Origin of the sequence: Bacillus sp. MUM 13, from assembly GCF_001866725.1 — a bacterium.
Classification (GTDB): domain Bacteria; phylum Bacillota; class Bacilli; order Bacillales; family DSM-1321; genus Peribacillus.
Window position 1 is genome coordinate 27573 of sequence record NZ_MLYQ01000005.1, and the last position, 18488, is coordinate 46060.

General features: G+C 40.8%; 14 protein-coding genes. 11 read left to right on the forward strand and 3 right to left on the reverse strand.

Features of this window, described 5'->3' with window-relative positions:
• Positions 1 to 3 precede the first annotated feature (3 nt).
• The 7 genes from BIV59_RS02525 to BIV59_RS02555 all read left to right on the forward strand — a co-directional run bounded on the left by BIV59_RS02525 (position 4) and on the right by BIV59_RS02555 (position 11377).
• A complete protein-coding gene (locus BIV59_RS02525) occupies positions 4 to 1776 on the forward strand; it encodes a sensor histidine kinase (RefSeq protein ID WP_071349871.1) in 1773 nt (590 codons plus the stop codon).
• Positions 1777 to 1963: 187 nt separating this feature from the next.
• Positions 1964 to 3250 carry an ABC transporter substrate-binding protein gene (locus BIV59_RS02530; RefSeq protein ID WP_071349872.1) on the forward strand — a complete coding sequence of 429 codons (1287 nt, stop codon included), beginning with the start codon at positions 1964 to 1966 and terminating at the stop codon, positions 3248 to 3250.
• A gap of 174 nt (positions 3251 to 3424) precedes the next feature.
• Positions 3425 to 4312, forward strand: a complete 888-nt coding sequence (locus BIV59_RS02535) for a carbohydrate ABC transporter permease (RefSeq protein ID WP_240501840.1) — start codon at positions 3425 to 3427, stop codon at positions 4310 to 4312.
• The gene (locus tag BIV59_RS02540) at positions 4305 to 5129 is read left to right on the forward strand and encodes a carbohydrate ABC transporter permease (RefSeq protein ID WP_071349874.1); all 825 of its coding nucleotides are present in this window, start codon (positions 4305 to 4307) and stop codon (positions 5127 to 5129) included. The genes BIV59_RS02535 and BIV59_RS02540 overlap by 8 nt, the downstream gene beginning before the upstream one ends.
• Positions 5130 to 5156: 27 nt before the next feature.
• A complete protein-coding gene (gene lacZ, locus BIV59_RS02545) occupies positions 5157 to 8198 on the forward strand; it encodes a beta-galactosidase, LacZ type (RefSeq protein ID WP_071349875.1) in 3042 nt (1013 codons plus the stop codon).
• Positions 8199 to 8335: 137 nt separating this feature from the next.
• A complete protein-coding gene (locus BIV59_RS02550) occupies positions 8336 to 10582 on the forward strand; it encodes an alpha-galactosidase (protein WP_071349895.1) in 2247 nt (748 codons plus the stop codon).
• 324 nt (positions 10583 to 10906) lie between these two features.
• Positions 10907 to 11377: a hypothetical protein gene (locus tag BIV59_RS02555; protein ID WP_071349876.1), complete on the forward strand. Its 471-nt coding sequence runs from the start codon at positions 10907 to 10909 to the stop codon at positions 11375 to 11377.
• 220 nt (positions 11378 to 11597) lie between these two features.
• Here BIV59_RS02555 and BIV59_RS02560 read toward each other — a convergent pair whose 3' ends face one another.
• Together BIV59_RS02560 and BIV59_RS02565 are read right to left on the reverse strand one after the other, a co-directional pair.
• Positions 11598 to 12626: an ABC transporter permease gene (locus tag BIV59_RS02560; RefSeq protein WP_071349877.1), complete on the reverse strand. Its 1029-nt coding sequence runs from the start codon at positions 12624 to 12626 to the stop codon at positions 11598 to 11600.
• Complete coding sequence (locus BIV59_RS02565) at positions 12623 to 13354, reverse strand: ABC transporter ATP-binding protein (RefSeq protein WP_071349878.1); 732 nt, start codon at positions 13352 to 13354, stop codon at positions 12623 to 12625. Before BIV59_RS02565 ends, BIV59_RS02560 begins: the two co-directional genes overlap by 4 nt.
• Before the next feature lie 448 nt (positions 13355 to 13802).
• Here BIV59_RS02565 and BIV59_RS02570 point away from each other — a divergent pair, with 448 nt between their 5' ends.
• Positions 13803 to 14534, forward strand: coding sequence for a GDSL-type esterase/lipase family protein (locus BIV59_RS02570; RefSeq protein ID WP_071349879.1), 732 nt, complete (start codon positions 13803 to 13805; stop codon positions 14532 to 14534).
• Positions 14535 to 14744: 210 nt separating this feature from the next.
• On the opposite strand, the gene BIV59_RS02575 is transcribed toward BIV59_RS02570, so the two are convergent.
• Positions 14745 to 15521, reverse strand: a complete 777-nt coding sequence (locus BIV59_RS02575) for a class I SAM-dependent methyltransferase (RefSeq protein WP_071349880.1) — start codon at positions 15519 to 15521, stop codon at positions 14745 to 14747.
• A gap of 405 nt (positions 15522 to 15926) precedes the next feature.
• Here BIV59_RS02575 and BIV59_RS02580 point away from each other — a divergent pair, with 405 nt between their 5' ends.
• The 3 genes from BIV59_RS02580 to BIV59_RS02590 all read left to right on the forward strand — a co-directional run bounded on the left by BIV59_RS02580 (position 15927) and on the right by BIV59_RS02590 (position 18481).
• Entirely contained in the window at positions 15927 to 16616 is a 690-nt protein-coding gene (locus tag BIV59_RS02580) for a pseudouridine synthase (RefSeq protein ID WP_071349881.1), read from the forward strand.
• A 195-nt stretch (positions 16617 to 16811) separates the two neighbouring features.
• Complete coding sequence (locus BIV59_RS02585; protein WP_071349882.1) at positions 16812 to 17216, forward strand: hypothetical protein; 405 nt, start codon at positions 16812 to 16814, stop codon at positions 17214 to 17216.
• Entirely contained in the window at positions 17213 to 18481 is a 1269-nt protein-coding gene (locus BIV59_RS02590) for an ammonium transporter (protein WP_071349883.1), read from the forward strand. Before BIV59_RS02585 ends, BIV59_RS02590 begins: the two co-directional genes overlap by 4 nt.
• The last annotated feature ends 7 nt before the right edge of the window (positions 18482 to 18488 follow it).

Genomic DNA, 18488 nt, shown 5'->3' on the forward strand with positions numbered 1-18488 from the left:
ATTATGAAATTGATTCCCGATCGTTTTAAACACAATGGTATTTTTATAATTATGTTTTTGATAACGGTTCTGAGCATCATTACAGTTACAATCACGATTACCTGGACCGTCATTCGCATGTCTGAAAATTTTTTCATTGATAAGTTCAGTATTACGAATTCGAAGGTAATGGATCAAATCAAAGACAGCTTCGAGTCTTTTAATTATTCAGTCGTAATTGCATCAAACAATCTTCTGCAAAGCGGAAATCTTAAAAAAAGTTTAACGGCAAAAGAATCCGATACGGAGAAAATGTTCTCCATCTACAATATTGGCGAGCAAGTAAAGCGGATTAAGTCCAATTTGGATGCCTATGATGTCGGAATTATTGTGCTGGGAAAAAACGGGACTAGCTTTGCAACGAATCGAAATTACTGGCCGATTTCAGATGAAGAGCTGAAAAACAGCCCGATTACCCGCAAAACTCTAAAGGTGCCAAAGAGATTGATCTACCAGCAGGATAAGCGTCCGGAACTGGCGCTTGACAGTAAAGATAAAAATTTCATCGTGGCTTCCAGGGCTTTAATGGAACGGATTTCCGGCAAGATATACGGCTCCATGTATTTTTCCATTCAGGAACGTAAATTCAGGAAGTTTTATTCTAAGTATACGAGCCCCGGAAATAATGTTTTTCTGATCAACAAAGCAGGCCTTATTGTATCAAGCAGCCAGACGGGGATGATCGGACAGAAAGCCAATGATCTTCTCGGCTATCGAACAGATTTGGAAAGCCATTCACGTTCATATACAATCGGAAAATTCATGGGACATGATCAGATTATTTTAATGGAATATCTTCCTTCATTTGATATGTATTTATTTAATACGATTGATAAGAAGACGGCGATTGGGGATTTAATTAATAAAAAGGCTATTGCCATGATTTGCATGAGTATTGTATTTGTGGCGCTCATTATTGTATTTCTGCTTTCCAGAAGGCTTACTGATTCATTATCCAGGCTTGTTAAGCAGATTTCCAATGCGCCCAAAAATGATTTTCATCAATTTGCTGATGTGTCTGGCACCTACGAAACCAGGCAAATCGGAAAGGCCTTTAACTCGATGCTGGACGAGCTGCATGAATATGTCGGGCAATTAGTGCTGGCGCAAAAGCAGCAGAGAACGGCTGAGCTTGAGGCGCTGCAGCAGCAAATCAATCCTCATTTTCTCTATAATACATTAACTTCAATAAAGTTTATGGTCTGGCAGGGGAAAAAGGAAGAGACGGAAGCGGTTATAAATGCGCTGATTTCACTGTTGCAAAATACGATTGGAAATGTGAATGAAACGGTTACCGTGCAAAAGGAAATGGAGAATCTGAAGAACTACGTGTTTATTAATCAAACCAGATACGGTAACAGGATTAAAGTCAATTATTTTATCGAGCCGGATTGTATGGAATTTCAGCTGCCAAAATTAATTCTTCAGCCATTTATCGAGAATTCATTTTTTCATGGCTTTAATCATAAAGCCGGGGGGTACATCAATGTTCTCGTATGGCGAGATGGTGAAAACATGATCTGTGAAGTGGCGGATAATGGAGATGGCATGAAGGTTACAGGTGAAAGTGATCTGCCTAATACGAGGCGCAAGCGCCAGCTATTTTCTGGAATAGGGGTCAGGAATGTAAATGACCGGATCCAGCTTATTTATGGAGAGGAGTATGGGGTAACTATTTCAAGCGAGCCAGGCGAGGGGACGAAGGTAAGGATTGTGCTGCCAATCAGCCGATTGTAAAAAAAGTTATAATTTCTAAAGATAATACAATTTCAATATTTGTAAGCGAATTCATTTCCTGAAAATATTACAAACATACAGAAATATTGTTCTAACTGGACGCCCCCGGGTGGTGCTAAGATAGGGATTGTAAGATGGTTAGCGCTTACAATTAATGAGTACTAAAACACAATCGGGGGGTTTTTTTATGAAAAAAGTGCTGGCACTTTTTTTGGTAAGTGTAATGATGCTGGCTGCCTGTTCTTCCGGATCGAGTAAGAATGATGCTTCCGGATCAAAGAATACCAAAGAAATCACAGTATGGGCATGGGATCCTAACTTTAATATTAAGGCAATGAACGTTGCTAAAGAGGCTTATAAATCAAAAGACCCAAAACTTAACATCAAGGTTGTTGAAAATGCACAGGATGATATCGTGCAAAAGCTGAATACAAGCTTGAGCTCAGGAACAACAAAGGGCTTGCCAAATGTAGTCCTTATTGAGGATTACCGGGCACAGAGCTTCCTTCAGGCCTATCCTGATATGTTCTATGACTTATCAGATTCTTTCAAATCAGATGACTTTGCAAAGTATAAGGATGCTCCTACCAGCCTAAAAGGGAAGCACTACGGCCTTCCATTTGACTCAGGGGTTACTGGATTGTACTTCAGAAAAGACTATCTTGAAAAAGCAGGATACAAAGTAAGTGATTTAAATAATATTGACTGGGACAAATACATTGAAATCGGCAAAAAGGTAAAAGCGGCGACAGGCAAACAAATGCTTACTCAAGACCCTAAAGACCTTGGACTGATCAGAATGATGATTCAATCAAGCGGATCATGGTACTTAAAGAAAGACGGAGTAACACCGGATATTGCTAATAACGAAGCACTTAAAGAGGCTTTTAAAACATATAAAAATATCCTGGATGCAGGTCTTGTAAAACCAGTTTCAGACTGGAGCCAGTTTGTAGCAGGATTTAATAAAGGTGATGTTGCCACCGTACCGACTGGTAACTGGATTACTCCTTCCATAAAATCAGAAGCATCTCAATCAGGGAAATGGACAGTTGCCCCGCTGCCAAAGATGTCTCAAATTCCAAATTCAGTGAATGCCTCTAACTTAGGCGGAAGCTCTTGGTATGTATTAAACATCCCTGGAAAAGAAAAAGCGGCTGAGTTCTTGTCAAAAACATTCGGTTCAGATGTTGATTTGTACCAAAAGCTGAACAAAGAAATCGGTGTGATCGGAACATATAAACCTGCTTCTGAAGGAGAGGCATATAAAGCAAGCGATGAATTCTTCGGAGGACAAAAAGTCATTACCGATTTTGCGGACTGGACAGCAAAAATCCCTCAGGTAAACTACGGCCTGCATACTTATGCCATTGAAGATATTTTATCAGTAGGCATGCAGGATTACCTGAAAGGAAAAGATCTGGATAAAGTACTTAAAGACGCTCAGCAGCAAGCGGAAGAACAAGTTAAATAAATTTCAATTTCATAAAAAACTAAGCCTCGGGATTTCGCCGGCTTCTCCAAGTTTGGTTACGGAGCTTTCTGATTCATCAGGCGATCTTGCCCGGGGCTGTTTTTTCATGGACATTGTAAGGAGTGATGTAAAGTGCAAACAGCTAAAGCCGCCCAGGAAACTCGAACCGCTTCAATAAAATCCGGCCGTAACCTGCGGACAAAGAGTACTATTATCGGATGGTCTTTCATCAGTATTGCTTCAGCCATGATCTGTTTGTTTTACTTTTACCCTATGATTCAGGCATTTATATTGTCCCTGCAATCTGGAACAGGCATGAATCTTAGATTTGTGGGCCTTGAAAACTATGCGCGTTTATTTAAGGATCCGACCTTTCTTACGACAGTGAAAAATACCGTAATCTTTCTTATCATTCAGGTGCCGGTCATGATTTTGCTTGCTTTATTTCTATCGGTCCTGCTTAATAACAAAACCCTGAAATTTAAAGGGCTGTTTCGGACGGCGATTTTTTTACCCTGTGTAACCTCATTGGTTGCCTACTCCGTTATTTTTAAATATTTGTTCGGACAGGACGGAATCATCAATCTTATGCTCATGAAAATAGCCTTGATTTCTGAACCGATCCAGTGGCTGACAGATCCCTTTTGGGCGAAAATAACAATTATCATTGCCATTACATGGAGATGGACCGGATATAACATGATTTTTTATTTATCTGCTCTTCAAAATGTCGATGAATCTATTTATGAGGCAGCGAAAATGGACGGTGCTTCATCTATCCAGCAGTTTTTCAAAATTACCATACCAATGCTGAAGCCAATCATCCTATTTACATCTATTACCTCAACAATAGGAACGCTTCAGCTATTTGATGAAGTGATGAACATCACGAAGGGCGGACCAGGTAATGCAACCATGTCCATCTCACAGTACATTTATAACCTTTCGTTCAAATATACGCCGGACTTTGGTTATGCGGCCACTGTCTCGTATGCCATAGTGATTATGATCGTGATTTTCTCAATTATTCAATTCAGGGTGGCGGGTGATAAGAATGCCTAATATTAAACGGAGCTTCAGCTATGCAGTACTGTTCATTTTGTCCGTTATTTCTGTCTTTCCATTCTTATGGATGATTATCAGTTCAACAAATCAGTCAGTTGATGTGACAAAAGGAAGGCTGCTTCCTGGGACCCACTTCATGGAGAATCTGCACAAGCTTCTCGACTCGGTGAATCTTATCCCAGCTTTGCTGAATTCAGCAAAAATTTCTATAGCTACGACACTGCTGTCACTCTTGATTGCTTCTTTGGCGGGATATGGATTTGAAATTTACAGAAGCAAAGCAAAGGATATCGTCTTTAACATTCTTTTGCTTTCAATGATGATTCCATTTGCTGCTTTAATGGTCCCTTTGTTCAGGATGTTTGGAACCATTTCGCAGACACTTCCTTTTCTCGGAATCGATACGCTGACAGCAGTTGTTTTGCCGACAGTGACGACAGCCTTTCTGATCTTTTTCTTTAGGCAAAGTACAAAAATGTTTCCCAAGGATATCCTTGAAGCAGGACGAATTGATGGTTTATCAGAGCTGGGCGTGTTTTTCAGGATTTATGTACCAACCATGAAAACAACCTATGCAGCTGGTGCCATTATTACGTTCATGGCCAGCTGGAACAGTTACTTATGGCCGCTCGTTATTCTGCAGTCTCCGGAAAAGCAGACACTGCCGCTCCTTATTTCTAACTTAGGATCAAGCTATTCTCCGGATTATGGCATCATTATGACAGCCATCGTCATTGCGACACTGCCGGCTGCACTCATTTTCTTTATTATGCAAAGGCATTTTGTTGCAGGCATGATGGGATCGGTAAAATAACAAATCGAAAGGCAGGATGTTAAAGATATGGAAATGAAACCTGAAATCAGCTGGTTAAGTGATTTGAATAAATACGCAGTAAATAGACTTCCGGCACACTCCGACCATGTTTACTACGAGACGCTTGAGGAGGCAAAAAGTGCAGGACAGATGAACATGAAGCATGTTTTGAACGGAAACTGGAAATTTGCTTACAGCACCAATCCTGGCTGCCGCCCTGAACATTTTTATGAAAAAGACTTTAATTGCTCGGGCTGGGGAGACATCAAGGTCCCCGGGCATATCCAAATGCAGGGTTACGGAAAACCTCAATACGTGAATACCATGTATCCGTGGGATGGCCTTGCTGATATCCGTCCCCCGGAAATTCCGATGGACCATAATCCTGTGGGAAGTTATGTGAAGGAATTTACACTTCCGCAAAACATGCAGGGCAAGCCAGTCTATATTTCTTTTCAAGGTGTAGAATCCGCTTTTTATGTGTGGATGAACGGAGAATTTGTGGGATACAGTGAGGACTCCTTCACACCCTCAGAATTTGAACTTACTCCTTTTCTTTCGGAAGGGAACAATAAGCTTGCGGTTGAAGTGTACCAAAGGAGTACCGGAAGCTGGCTTGAAGACCAGGATTTTTGGAGGTTTTCCGGTATATTCCGTGATGTGTACCTTTATACAATTCCGGAGATTCATATAAGAGATCTTCACATTCATGCTGATCTGGATTCAACATTTACTAAGGGTTCTCTAAAAGCAGATCTTTCATTTTTAGCTGAAAATCGTGTTCCTTCTAAAATCACTGGGGAATTGTTTGATGCAAACGGAAGTAAAGTTGCCTCAGGAACAGGGGAATATGCTGGCGGGAGATCGAGTTTGTCGCTGAATCTGGATAATCCGGAGCTCTGGAGCGCAGAAAGCCCTTATTTATACAAGCTGTATATTCAAGTGTTTGATGAAGACGGGCATTTATTAGAGGTTGTTCCGCAGAAGGTCGGTTTCAGAAGGTTTGAGATGGTTAACAAGTTGATGACATTAAACGGAAAGCGCATCGTTTTTAAAGGCGTTAACCGGCATGAATTCAATTGCCGGACTGGACGTGCCATAACGAAGGAAGATATGCTCTGGGACATTAAAACACTGAAGCGAAATAACATTAATGCAGTCCGCACGTCTCACTATCCGAATCAAAGCTATTGGTATGAATTATGTGATGAATACGGCGTATATGTGATTGATGAGATGAATTTGGAAACACATGGATCCTGGCAGAAGATGGGTGTGGTTGAGCCTTCATGGAATATTCCCGGAAACAAACCGGAATGGAGGGATATTGTCATCGACCGGGCTGTATCTATGCTCGAGCGCGATAAAAATCATCCTTCCATCCTGATATGGTCTTGCGGGAATGAATCATATGCTGGTGAAGTGATCCTGAGTGTTTCCCAATATTTTAAAAAAGCAGATCCGAGCAGGCTTGTCCATTATGAGGGTGTTTTTTATGACCGCAATTATAATGACACAAGCGATATGGAAAGCAGAATGTACGCGAAGCCGGCTGAAATTGAGACATACTTAACTGAAAACCCGGAGAAGCCTTACATCAGCTGCGAATATATGCATGCAATGGGGAATTCTTTGGGAGGCATGTATAAATACACAGATTTAGAAAAGAAATATCCTATGTATCAGGGTGGCTTTATATGGGATTATATTGATCAATCCCTTATAAAAAAAGATCGTTACGGAGAGGAATTCCTTGCTTATGGCGGAGACTTTGAGGACCGGCCGACAGATTACGGCTTCTGCACCAATGGAATTGTGTATGCCGACCGCAACCTGTCTCCAAAGATGCAGGAAGTGAAATTTTTGTATCAGGACTTCAAACTGCAGCCGGACAGAGAAGGAGTCACCATCATTAATGACAGTCTTTTCACAGATACATCGGGCTATGATTTGGAGTACATTTTGTTCCTTGAGGGCAGGGAAGTATTTCGGGGTGTACTGGAAACAGCTGTTGCGCCGCAAAGCGAAGGGCGTGCTCACTTTAACTGGCCTGCCGATGTGGCGGAACGTTCAGGAGAATATTGTATCCAAACCTTTTTCCGGACCAGGGAAAACCGGGATTGGGCAAAGTCCGGATATGAAATGGCATTTGGGCAGTATGTATTTCAAGTGGAAGCTCAGCATGCGGCTCCTTCGAAAGAAAGCATAGAAGAGCTGAAGGTTATCCAGGGCGATGTGAATATCGGGGTGCACGGCAAGGATTTCCGGGCGATCTTCTCCAAGCAGGCCGGCAGTCTTGTTTCCCTGGTTTATGATGGCAGAGAGATGATTTCCCTTCCTCCGGCACCATTGTTTTGGAGAGCCACAACAGATAATGACAGAGGCTACTCTCAAATGTTCGAATCAGGCTGCTGGCATACAGCAAGCATGGCACGCAGATGCACAGACATTGTTGTTGAAGAAGAAAATGGGTATGTTAGCATCATCTTTACCTATAAATTTTCCATCAGCGGAGAAATTGGTGTCATGATGAAATACACAATTGACAGCGCTGGACATGTTCGTGTCCGTTCTGTTTACAAAGGAGCCGCAAAGCTCCCGCAGCTGCCGATTTTTGCGGTCACCTTTAAGGTTCCGGCAGATTATGATCAGCTTGAATGGTATGCAATGGGCCCTGAAGAGAACTATTCTGACCGTTCTATGGGTGCAAGGCTCGGAATCTTTAAAAATAGTGTTTCAGAAAATATTTCTTCTTATCTTATGCCTCAGGAATCTGGAAACCGGACAGGTGTACGTGAATTGAAGATTGCAGACAAGCTTGGACAGGGAATAAAAATCGCTTCAGTTGGTGAACCGCTTGAGTGCAATGTATCTCCTTATACAGCCTTTGAACTTGAAAATGCCCAGCATCACTATGAACTTCCGAAAACACATTTTACAGTCGTTACGGTTGCGGGAGTACAAATGGGTGTCGGCGGAGATGACAGCTGGGGAGCACCGGTTCACCAGGAACATCTCCTTTTGGCAGATCAGGATTTAGAATTTGAATTCACTCTGGATAGAATCTAGATTGCTATAAGAAGAAATTATATCAGCACAGTAAAAGTCTGAACCATAGAAGCCTTTTCCTGTGCTGGATAGTTTTAAGATGTTAATAGAGGGAAGCCGCAATGCTGATCAAAAAAAGGCAGGAAAAGAGGAAGATTATGCTGATACACGTGAATGAAGAGAAAAAGCAATTCCATCTGACAAATGGGCTTGTGAGTTACATATTTCATGTCATGAAGAATGGCCAGTTGGGCCATCTTTATTACGGAAAAGCACTGCGTCACAGAGAAGATTTTTCTCATATGCAGGCCTATGATGTCCCGACAGCGGCAAGCTGCCACATATATCCTGATGATCCCGCCTTTTGCCTTGAAACTCTCCGGCAGGAATATCCGGTTTACGGAAATTCAGATTTCCGGGAGCCTGCAATAAGTGTGTACAGGAAAAATGAAAACCATACTCCGGATTTTAAATATGAAACATACAGACTTTTGAATGGAAAGCCAAAGTTGGAAGGATTGCCTGCAACTTATTCTGAAAAGAAAGACAGTGCCAGTACCCTGCAGATTATTCTTAAGGATGAGTACTTGAAGGCAGAGCTAACCTTACAATACTCTATCTTTCTTGGTAAGCCTGTTATCACAAGGAGTGCTTCATTGAAAAATGAAGGTGCAGAAGCATTGATACTTGATAGAATGATGGGGGCTTCTATTGATTTTCCTGATAAAGAGTTTATTTTTACCCATCTGGCCGGAGCCTGGTCAAGGGAGAGGCATATCAAGGAAAGAAAACTGGAAACGGGCATTCAATCGATTGCCAGTCTTCGCGGTGCAAGCTCTCACCACCATAACCCATTTTTGGCACTGAAAAGACCTGATGCTACCGAACACAGCGGAGAGGTGTTTGGCTTTAATTTTGTTTACAGCAGCAATTTTATCATGCAGGCAGAAGTCGATCATTATGATATGACAAGAGTAACAGCAGGCATTCACCCCTTTCAGTTCAGGTGGGATATAAACCCTGAAGAATCTTTTCAAACTCCTGAAGTGGTCATGGTGTATTCGGATAGGGGCATGAATGGAATGAGCCAGGGTTTTCATGATTTATATAGAGAAAACTTGATTCCATCCCGATGGAAAGAAGAAGAGCGTCCAGTGCTGATCAATAACTGGGAAGCGACCTATTTCGACTTTAATGAGGATAAATTGGCGGAAATAGCCGAGTCTGCAAGCGAGCTGGGCATTGAGCTATTTGTCCTTGATGATGGCTGGTTTGGAAAAAGAAATGATGACACATCATCGCTTGGGGATTGGCATGTTGATGAGCAGAAGCTTCCCAATGGTCTAAAAAGCCTTGCTGGGAAAATTCAGCATGAAGGAATGAAGTTTGGGCTGTGGTTTGAGCCGGAAATGATCAGTCCGGACAGTGATTTATTCAGAAACCATCCCGATTGGGCGGTGGGAATGCCTGATCAGCACCGTACTCTCGGCAGAAATCAGCTGGTTCTGGATTTTTCAAGAGCGGAAATTGTTGATTATATGTATGGTAAAATATCAAATATCATCGAAGAAACAGGACTTTCCTATATTAAGTGGGATATGAACAGGAATATCACAGAAGCTTTTTCTGCAAAGCTTCGTGCAGATCAGCAGGGAGAGTTTTTTCATCGCTATATCCTGGGAGTCTATCAGCTGTATGAGCGTTTAACGGCAGAATTTCCGCATGTATTGTTTGAATCATGTGCAGGCGGCGGGGGGCGTTTTGATCCGGGAATGATGTATTATGCTCCGCAAGCCTGGACAAGCGATGATACTGATGCTGTAGAAAGATTGAAAATTCAGTACGGAACTTCGCTGGCCTACCCTCTGTACAGCATGGGCTCTCATGTTTCTGCTGTGCCCAATCACCAGACGCTGCGTAATGTACCGCTGTCAACCAGAGCGAATACTGCTTACTTTGGAACCTTTGGATATGAACTTGATCCTCTGAAACTCTCTGAAGAGGAGAGAGAGGAGATTAAAGCTCAAGTATCTTTGTATAAACAGCGGCGCAGCTTAATCAGGGATGGCGATTTCTATCGTCTGTTAAACCCGTTCCATGGAAATGAAACAGCATGGATTGTCGTCTCAAAAGACGGAAAAGAAGCATTGGCCGGATGGTATAAGGTTCTGGGCGGGGCGAATCCTCCGAAGCTTCAGACATTGCGGCTGGCCGGGCTGGATGAATCACTTGTGTATGAAGTGCAAGGGGAGGACCGGTATTATTATGGAGATGAGCTAATGAACTCAGGCCTTCCGCTTCCTACAGAGTTTAACGGCGCTAACAGCCAGCACGCCATTCGCGGAGGAGACTATCAATCACAAATCTTTTATTTAAAAAGTACCGATTATATAAGCTTAGTGTAAAATCTAAATCTGTCCGCACTGGCGATTCTCCGTTATGGAGGATCGCTTTTGCTTGCTTGTCTGCTGTCACGCGGAGATTTAGCAAAGAATTAATAGATAGAAAATCAGAAGAGTTTCATTGAAGAGCAGGGATTTCTTAGTTATGGATTCAGCGGGCAACAGAGACTTGAAAATAGTCCAATTAATGGTAAATAAAAAAATAGGAATAGCTCAAATAATAAAAGGGTATAGGATTATAGAACCGAAATAGATAACAAGGGGATTAATTTTTCTCAAATTCTCATATAGTTATATGGAATTACTATTCGTTTGGAGGAATGAGATATGAAAAAGTGCCTGATTTTCTTGATTGCCATCATGACTCTGCTGCCATCTGCTCTTGCATCTGCCGCTTCATCCAGTACGAATGCAACTACATATTTTACATCCATGAATACAAGCAGCAAAGGTGTTACTGCAAAAGCCGATTATATCCAATGGTATAGGGGCGAACGCGCCAACCAGGAAGCGCAAAAGGACCACGAATGCTACTGGTATAAAGGAAAATGCTATGTGCCGGATGATTATTACATACGCAATGTGAATAAAAAAATCCGCAGCTTAAAAATCTCGAAAAGTGCCGTCATTACAATGGTGACTTATCAAATAGATAAAACAAACGATATAAAAAAACAAAGATTATCTTTGTCAGCGTTCACTAAGGAAATGAAAAAGAAGCGGTACCGCTATATTCCCTTCCATATCACCGTTAAAAATGGTGTAATAGTGAAAATAACTGAACAATTCATTCCATAATAACAAAAACAGCATCATCCCAAAGATTAGGGGTTCGGATGTGAAATACAAAATCAATTCACAGCAAATCAACCTTGATTAACACTCCAATTAGCATTTATATTAGCGTAGAAAAACGCTCTGAGTTTTTATTCTCAGGGCGTTTTATTATTTAATGCTCAAAATTCGTTGGCAACATCCATTTCAAAAGCAGCATAAACCAAAACCACAATAAGGAATATTATAGTTTTCTGAATTTTTTCAATGCGTGTGTGTTTAATAGGTATAACAGAAGAGCATATGCCACTAGACCAAGAAGATAACCCCAGATTTGAAGGAAACCATCACCATAAAGCATTACACTCTTAATTGCCGCTGCACCATAATAAACTGGCATAATATAACACAGATTCCCCAGATGATATGGAATCAGGTCTAATGGAATCAGTCCCGAAAAGAAGACTTGCGGAATAATAGTAAAAGGGATCATTTGCACGACTTGCAGTTCTGAACTAGCAAATACAGAAATCATCGCACCAAATGAAACGGCTGTAACCGCTAATAAAACCATTGCGGCCATAATCCAGCCAATATTCCCGACTGAACTTAATTTCAGCACATAAAAGGAATAGAACACAATAAGAATTGCTTGAATAATCGCAAATACTCCGTATCCAATCGTGTAACCAAGAATGACTTCACCACGTTTGATTGGTGTCATCATCAACCTTTCCAAAGTTCCGCCACTTCGTTCCCTAACAAGTGCCATCCCCGAAATGATAAACACTAGCAAGAATGAGAAGAGACCAAGAAACACATATCCGAGGGAATCAAATGTTGACCCACCTTGCGACCCATAGACATAGGACATTTTTACTTTTGCCGAAGGATTTAATGAAGTCATCGCCTTTTGAATTTCATTTACTGCCTTTGCACCCTTAGATGAAGATTCAAACATTGTAATAGTCGTTCCTGAGCTTTTTGAGATAGTGAAAATCGCATCCACATTTTTATGTTCTTTCAAATAATGTTTTGCATGTTGAGCATCATTGTTTGAAACATTTACAACTTTTAAATCTTGTGCTTTTAACGCTGTTACAAGAGGTACAGGCATTGTATTTTTATTTATTCCAACTGAAGGTACATAACTTGAATTACCAAGGAGGAAATAAATCAAGGTCAAAGCAAATAGCGGTGCAACTAAAATCATCATTACGCTTCGTTTGTCATTTAACGTTTGGAGAATGACACGTTTAGCTAAGTTCATCATTGTCCAACACCACCCTCTGAATCATTTGAAGCAATAAAGAACAGTTCTTCGACTCGTCCACTTTCAGTTTTGTTAAGTAAATTTTTGACAGTATCATATTGAATCAAGGAACCGTTATAAATGAGTGCTGCTTTATCGCACTCTGTCACTTCGTCCATAACATGTGTGGAAACAATAATGGTTGTTCCTGATTTTTTAATTTCCTGAAACTGATCCCATATCGTTCGACGTAAGACAGGGTCGATTCCAACTGTCGGTTCATCCAAGAATAAAACTTCAGGAGAATGCAAAATGGCAGCCGCAAGCGATAGCCGCTTTTTCATACCCCCAGAAAAATTTTTTACCAATTTTTTTCGATACTCAGCTAAATTTACTAAATAAAGTACCTCATCAATACGCTTTTCTAATTGAACTTTATCTAAATGATAAAGTCCTGCAAAAAATCGTAAATTAGCTTCAGCGGATAAGTCGTCATACAAAGCATCGTTCTGTGGCATATACCCTATCTTTTTTAACATGTTCATATTAGGCATTTGCACGTCTTCATAATAGATGGTTCCGTTATCCGCAGCAATAGCTCCTATCATCAGGCGAATCATCGTTGTTTTTCCCGAACCCGAAGGACCGAGCAAACAACATATTTCTCCAGTTGGAATCATAAGCGTAATATCTTTTAAAACTGTCTTTTTTTCAAAACTTTTACTGACATTTGAGACTTGAATATCCATTGAATTTTTACCTCCTCTTATTAGCGGTGATAACACTATATAATTTTTCTTATACAAATTTATTCAGTTCCTCTATATCTTTTTAAATAAATATACAACACGTTGTTCGCTGTGCAATTTCATTGTAATTATAGAGAAAACCATTATCAATAATCAGAAACAAAGGATATGTCGGTTATCCAACACATTTTCTGAATGTGTTGGAAAAAATAGGAGGAATGCAGGGAGGCTCACCGCACGCCCGGTAAAAGAGAAGATTCCTGCGTTCCAATAGATCGGCTAATTTACAAAGGTAATCTTTAAAAAAACCTTTCAAGTGGCTTTGTTTTTTATATGTAGTTTTTTGCCGAAAAATAATTGTTCAGGGTGTGAAGGATTTATTATCAGGAGAAAAGAATTTAGGAGAGGAGTTGATTTTAGGTATATTATACCAAAAGGGGAGATTGTGATGAACGGGAAAAAGAAAGCGGCCAGCTTGGCTCTGGCCGGTGTTTTGTGTATTGGGCTTCCTTTTAGCGCCATGGCAAAACCAGTGCAGAAGGACCTTCCTCAGCACGTGCAGTATGTTGCATTAGGAGACTCTTTGGCGGCAGGGCAGACACCCAATGGCTATATCGACTACAGCTATGCGGATTATCTTGCAGGAGACTTTTCAGCGAATAAGTACAAATATAAGCTCGATGATTTCGATAACTTTGGTGTTCCCGGCTATACATCTGCACAGGTCAAAACAGACCTTCTAAAAAGCGGGAAGATAAGAAAAGAAGTAAAAGAAGCCACACACATCACCCTGGATATAGGAGCGAATGACCTTCTCGGCAAGCTTAATGACCCAGCGCATGTATCGGAAGCCATTTCTGCCGTGAGCTCGAATCTGCAGACAATCCTTTCCACTATCCACAAGCTTAACCCGCATGTGAAGGTGTATGTAATGGGCTATTATAATCCATATCCATATATGCCAAAGGATCAGCAGGCAGCATTACTGCCGCTTTTGAAAGCGCTTAACGCATCGATTCAGACAGTTACCATGCAATATAAGGATACCTATATAGCGACAGAATCGCTGATTGCTAAAAAATACAAAGAATATATTACAAATAAGCAAAATATCCATTTATCACTAAGCGGCTACAAAGCGATTGCGGGTGAATTCTGGAAAGCGATGATGAAGAAGTAATAAAGCCAAAACATCTGATACTAAAAAATAACGGTTCAGTTTTAAAGTGCAAGTAATTCGCAGTTGAACGGCAAAGTTAGCAACAAAAAAAGCTCGGAGCTATTATGCTTCGAGCTTTTTTTTGTTGCTAACTTTGTAATATCAGCAGCCATAGCTTAAGAGTATCGTTTCACAAACTACAGAGAATTTTAGAATTATTCAAGTTAAGTTTTACACTTTTTTACATACATAAATTAACTCGTAACTATCGTTTGAAATAGGCGTTTCCTTCCAATCTTTAAATATGCTCACTATCTCCAAGCTGTTAAATAATAAGATTCTTTCCATCTCTTTTGGGAAGACATAGCGTAATCTTATATTAGTTCTTTTTTCGTCTATAATTTTACCTTCATTGTTTAGGTATTTTCTAATGGTTGCATAGTTTTGAATTTGCCTCAAAGAATCATATCTGCTAATCGTAAATACATCCACCTTATTTGAAGTATCTTTATCTATATATGACTTCCAATATTCTTCAGTATCAGGCTGGAATAACTCTTCAGGACTAGGGAATCTTGTGTTAAAAATAAAGACACCGCCATGTTCTAAATGTTTATTTACAGATGAGAATAGCCCATCCTGTTCCTCATTCGTAAGAAAGTGCTGAAACGAATTTCCCACAGAAAATATAAGTTTACTCTTAACATTTAAGTTAAACTTAGTACAATCCTGTTCAACCCATTCAATTTGCAATTCAAGTTCTGATGACTTCTTTTTCGCCTCACGCAACATTCCTTTATGGATATCAACTCCTATGAGCCTATAACCTAATCTTGCTAAAGGAATGGTTGCCCGGCCTGTTCCGCAGGCTAAATCAATTATTGGTAAGCCCTCGCTTTTTGAGGCCCATTTAATTAAATAAGAAAGATCCTCAACATACTTCTCATTTTCCTTATCATATAGTATAGGATCATCGTACTCTTCCGAATTTGTTTTTACCCTTTCCATAAATAACTCCTTTAAAAAGTCCTTTTCTCAAACTTTATACCGCAAACAGTAAATCCTACTTAAACATTACTGTTCCGTTAGTTGAACAAGTCTTCCTATCATTTTAACATAAATATCCAGAAATCTTCTTGATCATTTATACACACCAAATCACATGGCGATTAGCATACTGACAATACTTTTGTCACCTTGCTAAAGAGTCCGAACCCGGGTGCTAAAATCCCCTAAATGAACAACCAACCAAAAGATGCAGTCCAATTCAGTTGTGAATTGGATTGCTGATTTGTATGCGAATTTTGTTTTTAAATTTTTATGCTCAAAAACCGAACTTGTTACTAAAAAAATCAGGTGTTTTTATTTTGTATTTCAGCTAGAATAGCAGAATCAGACGAAGGCAGGTTGGACATGAGAATTAATAAGTATATAAGTGAGACAGGCTATTGCTCAAGGAGGGAAACGGACCGGCTGATTATGGCTGGGAGAATCACGGTAAATGGGCTGGTTTGTATGAAGGATACACTCGTTGAATATAATGATGATATTTTAATTGACGGAAAGCCTATCCCCTGTAAAAAGGAGCATGTGTATCTGATGCTGAATAAGCCTGCAGGCATTACCTGTACGGCAGCGAAGGATGTGGAAGGAAATATTATAGACTTTATTCATTTCCCTGAAAGGATTTTTCCGGTCGGCCGGCTGGATAAGGATTCCGTTGGATTGATTTTATTGACGAATGACGGAGATATTGTCAATAAAATCATGCATTCCGGAAATATGCATGAAAAAGAATATATTGTCACTGTGGATCATTCCATCACAGATGCTTTCATTGAAAAGATGTCTGATGGGGTAGAGATATTGGGCACGGTGACAAAGCGTTGTGACGTACAAAAGATCAATGAATTTGTGTTCAGGATCATTCTGACACAAGGACTTAACCGTCAAATAAGGAGGATGTGCAAAGAACTCGGATATAAAGTGGAGAAGCTGGAAAGAGTAAGGATCATGAATATCCTTTTAAATGGACTGGAACGGGGACAGTGGAAAAATCTCACAGAAGAAGAACTGAAGCTGCTATTCCTGCAGTTATCATAATAATTCAAGGTTTCGCTTTGGGCAGTATAGCGGGATCTCTTTTTTATGTTCAATTTTAAACCGGTTATTTAGGGTGCTTATCACAGGCCATATGAAGTATTCGTCCATTGCCAAAGCTGCGGTTGTTTTGTTGACTTGAGGGACAATTATTCATATAATCAGAAAAAGTGACATTTTCATGTGAGGAGATATAACATGGATGTATATGATGAGTATTACCAGAATATTGCTTTTACCGTTCCTTATGAAGAAATGATTAAAATATTTAAAAGTCTTAGAGATAAACGAAATCACGAGATTGACAGGATTAAAGAAAAGATTAAAAAATATGAACAGAAAAAAAGAGCGGAGGAAGCCTGGTATCAGTCATTGTCTTCAGTGAGAAAGTTTTTTGCGGGCCGCCCTCCCGCGCATCATCAGGCTGTGGAGTATTTAGTGCATGTAAAAGAACGGTTTGCGGCTATTGAGCAATTAAAAAGGCAGATAAATGAAATGAATGAAATGGCTGCGATGCTAAAGGAAGACCCTGTAAAGGAAAGGATTGTTCTGCCGCATTCCTTAATAGAAGAAATCAGGGAATGGAGGGACAATGAAAAATGACGATACATGAAATACATGCAGGTCTTGATACCATCTGGGTTGTTCTTACCGCAGCTATGATTTTGCTGATGGAAGGCGGATTTGCCTTGCTGGAGGCGGGATTTGTGCGTTCGAAAAATAGCGTTAATATCATAATGAAGGTATTTGCGGATATTACAATCGGCACGCTTTGTTATTATCTGGCTGGTTTTGGCTTGATGTGGGGCGCTGATTATCTGGGAGTCTCAGGGAAAAGCGGCTTTTTGTTAAACGGTGATCTTTCCCACTTGAAACTTTCGATATCGAATGACACCTTTTGGCTGTTTCAAGCAGCCTTTGTCATTGCGGTTGTCTCCATTGTTTCAGGCGCAGTGGCTGAACGGATTAATTTCCGTGCTTATTTGTTATATGTTGTGCTGATGACGGCCTTTATTTATCCTATTGCCGGACACTGGGTATGGGGAGGCGGGTGGCTGGGCAAGTTGGGAATGCAGGATTTTGCGGGGTCTGCTGTGATTCATGCCTTGGGAGGGTTCTCTGCATTGGCGGCGGCTAAGCTTATCGGGCCGAGAGCAGGAAAGTTTACCTTAGGCCCGGCAAGCTCTGTTGCCTTGCCGAGCAATCTTCCTTTAGCCTCTGTGGGGGCATTTTTACTTTGGTTTGGCTGGTTTGGTTTCAATGCCGGCAGCACTCTGCAGGCAACTGACGGCCGGATTGGGCATATTGCTATTGTGACCATGCTATCTGCTGCATCAGGCGGGGCTGCTTGCCTGATTTATACATTATTTATTTACGGGCGTTCAGATGCACCGGCTGTAATTAACGGCTCCCTGGCAGGACTTGTCGGCATTACGGCAGGCTGCGCCTATGTCAGTGACGGTGCCGCGATTTTTATTGGTGCCTCAGCAGGTATGATTATGCTTGCTGCGACAAGCTGGCTGGAAGCGAAACAAATTGATGATCCGGTTGGTGCCTTTCCTGTCCATGCCGCTTCAGGAATATGGGGAACCATAGCAGTAGGGCTTTTCTCAGGAGATGGCGGCCTTTTTACAGGAGGCGGATGGAAACTGCTTGCCATACAGCTTCTCGGATTGGCTGTTTTATGTGCATGGGGCTTTTTATTAACTTGGTTTGGTTTAAAGCTGATAAAAATCTGGGTTCCAATCCGTTCAACAGAGGAAGAAGAAGAAATTGGCCTGGACATCAGCTACCATGGAATCATGGCGACTCATCATTCAGCTGATTTTATTAAAGCGGAAAACAGGTTTTCTGATAATAAAGACTAAAAAGGAG